The sequence below is a fragment of the Actinoallomurus spadix genome, from assembly GCF_024055725.1.
Classification (GTDB): Bacteria; Actinomycetota; Actinomycetes; order Streptosporangiales; family Streptosporangiaceae; genus Actinoallomurus; species Actinoallomurus spadix.
The window spans coordinates 1-6,256 of the sequence record NZ_JAMXMX010000060.1 but is presented as its reverse complement, the minus strand read 5'-3'; the positions used below and the strand labels follow the sequence as shown (position 1 = coordinate 6,256).

At 66.6% G+C, this 6,256-nt stretch carries 5 protein-coding genes; all 5 read left to right on the top strand.

Features of this window, described 5'->3' with window-relative positions:
* Positions 1 to 39 precede the first annotated feature (39 nt).
* Positions 40 to 1,422 (top strand): MFS transporter, encoded by a 1,383-nt coding sequence (locus NE235_RS36925; RefSeq protein WP_252811551.1) that lies wholly within the window; start codon positions 40 to 42, stop codon positions 1,420 to 1,422.
* 3 nt (positions 1,423 to 1,425) lie between these two features.
* Positions 1,426 to 2,724 carry an MFS transporter gene (locus tag NE235_RS36920; RefSeq protein WP_252811549.1) on the top strand — a complete coding sequence of 433 codons (1,299 nt, stop codon included), beginning with the start codon at positions 1,426 to 1,428 and terminating at the stop codon, positions 2,722 to 2,724.
* 494 nt (positions 2,725 to 3,218) lie between these two features.
* Complete coding sequence (locus NE235_RS36915) at positions 3,219 to 3,701, top strand: hypothetical protein (RefSeq protein WP_252811547.1); 483 nt, start codon at positions 3,219 to 3,221, stop codon at positions 3,699 to 3,701.
* A gap of 117 nt (positions 3,702 to 3,818) precedes the next feature.
* Positions 3,819 to 4,547, top strand: a complete 729-nt coding sequence (locus NE235_RS36910) for a hypothetical protein (RefSeq protein WP_252811545.1) — start codon at positions 3,819 to 3,821, stop codon at positions 4,545 to 4,547.
* A gap of 310 nt (positions 4,548 to 4,857) precedes the next feature.
* Positions 4,858 to 6,081 (top strand): hypothetical protein, encoded by a 1,224-nt coding sequence (locus tag NE235_RS36905; protein ID WP_252811543.1) that lies wholly within the window; start codon positions 4,858 to 4,860, stop codon positions 6,079 to 6,081.
* The last annotated feature ends 175 nt before the right edge of the window (positions 6,082 to 6,256 follow it).

The window sequence follows — 6,256 nt, the reverse complement described above, 5'->3', positions numbered from 1 at the left end:
TCCACCATCGACACGGCAGGATCCTACTGATCACCCCAAATGAAACGACCTCTTAAACGACTCGCCACATCCGACCAGGCCAAAGGACATCTTCACCGGATCAGCGCGCCGCTTCGCGGTGACCGGCGCTTCCGTCGTTACTTCATCGCCGGCCAGATCAATGCCGCGGGGACGACGATGGAGGTCGGGGCCCTGGCGTTCGTGGTGTTGGGCACCGGGGCCGGTGCACCGGGGATCGCGATGGTGCTGCTGGCCAACATGGTCGCCGGCACCGTGATCAGCCCGCTTGGCGGAGTGGTCGCCGACCGGCTGCCCCGCGCGTTGACCATCGCGGTAGTCGAGGTCGTGATCGGTCTGATCACCGTCGCCGAGACCATTCTCATTGCCACCGGGCGTGCGGCGGTGTGGAACCTGGCGGCGCTCGCCGCGGCGAATTCGGCCGCCGCGTCCTTCTCCGAACCCGCCCGCGTGGGGCTGATCCCGGCCATCGCCCCGGCCGAGCAGCTGCAGGAGGCCAACGCGCTGGTTCAACTGTCGCGCCACGTCATCCGAACCGTCGGACCGGCCATCGGCGGCACGATCGTCGCCACCGCCGGGCCCGCCTACGGTGTCGGCCTCAACGCGGTCTCGTTCTTCGCCTCCGCCGCGCTGATCGCCACGATCCGCGCCCCACGTGCCGCTCGCCGAGCCTTGAGTTTGCGGGCGGACCTGGTGGAAGGCTGGGTAGCGGTCCGATCCCGGCCGTGGATCTGGACCAGCTTGATCGGCGCTGCGGTCATGGTCCCCGGCTGGCACGTCGGCTATGGGATCCTCGGACCGCCGTGGGCGAAGGCGCATCTGGGCGGGGCATGGGCGTGGGGCCTGATCGCCTCCAGTCTGGGCTGCGGCATGGCCCTGGGCGCGGTCGTATCGCTGCTGTGGCGGCCGACGCGCGCCGGATGGGCCAACTGCCTCGGCTGCGCCGCGCTCGCCCTCCCCGATCCCGTGATGGCCGCCGGCGCGTCACTGCCGGTCGTGATGGGCGCGGTCGTCGTGGCCGCCGGTGGGCTCAGCATCGCCTCGATCGCCTGGCAGACCGCGATCCAGCAGCACATCCCCACCGTTCAGCAGGGTCGCGTCGCGGCCTACGCCGGGATTGCCGAGATCTCCCTGGCACCCGCCGGGTACCTGCTGGTCGCCCCCGTCACCGGCGCGATCGGCGTACGCGCCACCCTCGCAGGGTGCGGGATTCTGCTCGCCGTCGCCAACCTGGCACCGTTGCTGAGCCGCGACGTTCGCCGGTTGAGACTGCACCCGCCCGGCCCTCCCAGCGCCGAGGAGATCAGCTCCCTGGCTCGGCGAGGGGCGGAAGACTCCGCAGACCCGGTCGAGATACCGGCCGGCACGGCTGCGGAGCGGCGCGCCGAACCACCGGCACGGTAAGCGATGCGGCGCTTGCGCGGGCACGTCGCCGAGGTGGCGGCCCCGCTGACGAACCGGCAGTTCCGCGTCTTCTTCGCAGCGCAGGTGATCTCATCGGCCGGGGGCGCTGTCGCGCCCATCACCCTCGCCTTCGCGATCTTGCACCTGGGCGGCCGGGGCACGGGCATCGCCGTCGTCTTGGGGGCTGAGTTCAGCGTCTACATAGCGCTGCTCCCGGTCGCCGGCGTCATCGCCGACCGTATGCCTGGCAAACCGCTGCTGATCGCTTCTCAGGTCGTCCTCGCCTTCTTCCAGCTGGCCGAGGCCACCTTGATCCTGTCCGGCGTGGCGACGGTGTGGTCGCTGGCCGCGGTCTCCGGCGGAGGCGCTGCAGGGGCGGCACTGTTCACCCCGGTCGGGCGGCGCCTGCTCGCCCAACTACTGCCTGGGGCAGCACTCGCCCGCGCGAACGCACTCACCCAGGCCACCAAGCACGGAATCGCCGCCCTCGGGCCTATGGCCGGCGGCGTGCTCATCGTCACCATCGGCGCGGGCTGGGGCATCTTGTGGGACTGCCTCACCTACACCGCCGCCGCCGTCTTGTTCACGCGCCTCCCCACCGTACGGACAACGGGGGAGCAGAACCCGGGCCGACCGGCCGGCGTACGTCTCGCTGAGCTCAGCGACGGCATCCACGCGATCACCAGCAGGACATGGCTGTGGACCACGACCCTCGCCGATTGCGTCACCGGCGGCGCGTTCGCCGCCGCCATGCTGATCGGCCCGCTGTACGCGCGCGAGCATCTGCACGGTGCCCTCAGCTGGGGAACCATCACCGGCACGCTCGCCGCCGCGACCTCGATCGGCAGCATCCTCGCCGCCCGATGGCCAAGCCGCCGGCCCGGCATCCTCATGAGCCTTGGCACCGCGTCCACCGCGGCCGGGTTCGCCGCGATGAGCGCCGACCTGCCCCTGCCGATCACCGTGGCGGGCACCCTACTGGCTGGCCTCGCCTTCGGGCCCGCCCAGGTCGCCCGGGTGACCGCACTGCAACAGCACATCCCGGTCAACCAACTCGGACGCGTGGCCGCCTACCAGGAACTCGCCACCGTACTACCCACCCCGATCGTCTACGCCGCCGCGGGCACCGCCGCCGACACGCTCGGCCCACGAACCGTCCTTGCGGTCTGCGCCGCCCTCATCGCCGGGCCCGCGCTCCTACCGCTGACGATCCCAAGCGTCCGCCACCTCACCACCAGGACCACGCCCGGCGGCCGAGCCACTGCCAGGCCACGCTCACCAGAAGCGCGCGAACATCGTTGACCTTCATGCGACGGCCTTCGGTGCGGGCTGATGCGAACCGGCCGGGTGCGGGCCCGCACATCTGGTGGCTCGTAGGAGGCGGGGAGACCCGGCCCCTACTCGATCTACTTAGCCATGGGTTCGTTCGCGAGAAGAGGCACCGGATGTTCGCGAGCTACGGCACCACTTCGCCCAGCGCTGGTGATCAAACCTCGTGAGCAGTGGCTTACATGTGGTCCTCGTATGACCTGGCGCCTTCGCCGTGACGACTACCTTCAGTTACATAGCGTGATGCCGATTCTCCACCGTACGTCCTCTTCTCCCGATGTGAGTGCGTTCGGGATAAATTCAGGCATGTCAATATAACGCCATTCGCCTATCGTGGCATTCACTTCTACCGGCCAGGCGCATCGGAGCCGCTTGATGGGGTGTACCTACCGGGTGATGCAGCAGGTTAGCCTGGGAATTCGCGGCTGAGGCCGACGAAACGCCTAGATGAGTGTTAGCTTACGAACGTGGCACGGCGACCATACTGGGTTGAATTCCCCGGCGCGACACCGGATGGCTTCCTGGTGCGCGATCACAACGCACAGAGTCTGGATAGGGCCATACAAGACGCCCGGTTGACGCTGCGCTGGTGTAATAAGTCCGACGGCTCGCCGGCCAATGACGCAGATGTCGCGGTCATCACAAACCGGGACACCGGATACCGGTGGATCCTGCACCGTGGCTCGCCAATCGTGGAGTTCCAGACGCCCGAGATGCTTGCCGAGCAGGTAGCAAACGACCAACTGGAGGTGTACCTCTCGGTGGAGGAGGCCGAGGTGCTGGCCGACGCTGCCGAGTCCGCCGATATTCGGGACAGGCGGGAGGCAGCCGTGGTGAAGCAAGCGGTTGAGCAGATTCGATACCTGGCTAGCGCGGTTCGGGAGAGCCGCCGCTGCGCCGATCCCGATGCTCGGGTCAGGGGAAGAGGCAGCCTGCTGTCTCGATTCTAAGACGCAGGCCGCTTGCACCTGCGCGAGGTGCACCTCGCTGGTGCACCTACATGGGCGGGGAGGGCACTCAGGCATAACCCCCTCGAACTCAGAGCAGGTGCCCCTATGGTTGAAGCCATGATTGACCTCACCGAGTACGAGCGGCGCGGCGACTTCGACGCGCCATTCGAACTGACCAAAAAGCACGAGCGTGTCCAGAAGGAGTCCGAGTGTATCCGCGAAGCGGTGCGGTGCGATGTCGCTCCGTTGACGTGGGAAGCCTACGTTGCGGGTGAGCCATGTCCCGGTTGCGGTCTTCCGTATCGAGACGAGGAGCCATGGGACTCCAAGGGCACCATGTACTTCACAGAGGAAGAGCGCGTCCGATACGACGCTGAAGAAGCACGGTTGAAAGAGGCGCACGGCGACTGTCACGCGATGCGCCACTCGGTCTCGGGATCGCTGACCATGCACTGCGGCAAGTGTTGCCCGTCACCGCCACTTTCGCCACGGCAGATCGAGGACCTCGGTCGCATCCTCGGCGCCCCAAAGCAGCCCCATGAACTGATGCGATGGCGCCTCCGATTGTACTGCGGCCACGTCGTGGAGAAGCGCTCGCACTACACGCACAAGACGCTTCACTCGGCGTTCACAGGTTCCACGTCGTGCCCTGAGTGCGGCCTCGATCCGGCGACCATCGTGGACGGTGAGGCCATCGGTCTTGTGGAGGAGCCACCCGGCGTAGCGAAGCGGGTGCCTGCCGAGTCACCGCACCGTCCCGCTGGGACCCGGAAGCCCACGAGAGCTGAGTTGGAGGCGAAGGTTCGCGAGTTGGAGGCGGAGATCGAGCGGCTTCGCGGTTCGTAGCCGAAGCGGCGAAACGACTCGGCGACTCGCGCGGGGGGTTGATGGACCAGCTCGGCGTCCTGCCATCGCCCGGCCGTCGGGAGGGGGCTGTTTGCGCAGGACCTCTTGATCCAGTCGGATGCCCGTCATGTCCTGCGGGATCTCTTCGGCCCCTTGTTCCGTCGGCCCTGCTGACCGTCAGGCGCATCGGCGACCGCGAGCGCCCGAGAAGGTCTACAGGCCGGCACGACTTATGTCTCGCAGCAGTGCGACCGCAGGATCCCGGGCGGTGCGCGGCCGTCTTGTCGCACCGGCGCGGCACTATCGACTCATGGCCGACGTACCTGTCCTTTCTGCCGACCGATTCCAGCACTGGGCGGTCGACTTCGTGCGCAACGAATATGTGGTGGTCACGACGGACGGACAACGTCTCGCCGGGACGCTACCGACGACACCCTGGCCCGACAACCAGGTCGCACAGTCGGTCTTCGACTGGGAGCGCTGGTGGGTGATCAGTACGACGCGCAGGGGCGACACGTTCATCTCGGAGGCGTACAGTCCTGTCAGGACGGACAAGGGGCGACCGGCCGTCTACCTTGACCAGAATCACTGGAGCAAGCTCGCATGGGCGATGGTTGACCCCAGTAGGGTTGCGAACGGGGATGAACTCGCCGCCGCGATGCGGATCATCGAACTTGCCGCCGACGCCGGTATCGTCCTGCCGCTCTCGTCGGCGCACCTCACTGAGACGTACCCGCTCTATGGCGATCGTCGCTACAACTTGGGACTCGCGATGGCCAAGCTGGCCGGAGGCTGGGAGCTTCGCTCCCCAATGACGGTCTGGGACAACGAAGTGGCCGTGATGCTGGCAACGCACGAAGACGCCCCTTTGCCGACATTCTCGCAGCTACCCGTCGTCACCACCGAGCCACAGGCCTTCCTAGCCAACGGCGTGAGAGCATACGAGATCGACAACGACTGGGATCTGTTCCAGCTCGTCCTCTCCGAGCCCTCCATCACGTTGTCGTGCCTGATCGACACCACCACGGAGACGAAGGGCGACGTGTCCGCGTGGGTTCAGCGCAATCAGGAGATTACTGACTACTTCGCCGGACAGCGACTCTCCGATACAGACCGGCGGAAACAGGCCGCAGGGTTCTTCTGGACCGACAACATCCAGGTGCTCGCCAGAGCCGCAGCACGGGTCGGTGTCGACCCGACATCGTTCGCCCAGGATGCCAAGGAGTTGGTCCAGCAGACCGAGACGATGCCATTCGTGTCGAACCTGTCGGCGCTGTTCCGGCTGCGCTACCTCGATCGCCAGAACCGGTGGAAGGAAAATGACCTGATCGACATGATGTACCTGTCGTGTGCAGCAGGTTACTGCGACTACGTAGCTGCAGAGCGCCACACGGGAACGCAACTCCGGCAGATCATGGAAAGCAGAGGCGTAATCCCCAACGTCTTCATCACGCTTGCGGATCTTGTGGAGGCCCTCGACCGGGACGGTGTGAAGACAGCAACCGAGGCAGCATCAGACAGTAACCGGCAATGAGCGGGCTCACGCGGCCGTACCTCACGCTCCCCATACCCAGGGCGCGGGCTCATAGTGGTCAACGCCGTCGGTCGGCGCGCGGCATGGGACTGTACGGTCAACGGCTCTGTCGCACTTTCGGTTTGCGCCGTGAGGCGCTGTTGGTTCGAGTGGAGGTGAGAGACCTTCGCCTCTG

What these genes read in the sequence shown, in the direction of transcription:
- NE235_RS36925 (WP_252811551.1), top strand. Translation starts at nt 40, where the DNA reads ATGAAACGACCTCTTAAACGACTCGCCACATCCGACCAGGCCAAAGGA.
- NE235_RS36920 (WP_252811549.1), top strand. Translation starts at nt 1,426, where the DNA reads ATGCGGCGCTTGCGCGGGCACGTCGCCGAGGTGGCGGCCCCGCTGACG.
- NE235_RS36910 (WP_252811545.1), top strand. Translation starts at nt 3,819, where the DNA reads ATGATTGACCTCACCGAGTACGAGCGGCGCGGCGACTTCGACGCGCCA.
- NE235_RS36905 (WP_252811543.1), top strand. Translation starts at nt 4,858, where the DNA reads ATGGCCGACGTACCTGTCCTTTCTGCCGACCGATTCCAGCACTGGGCG.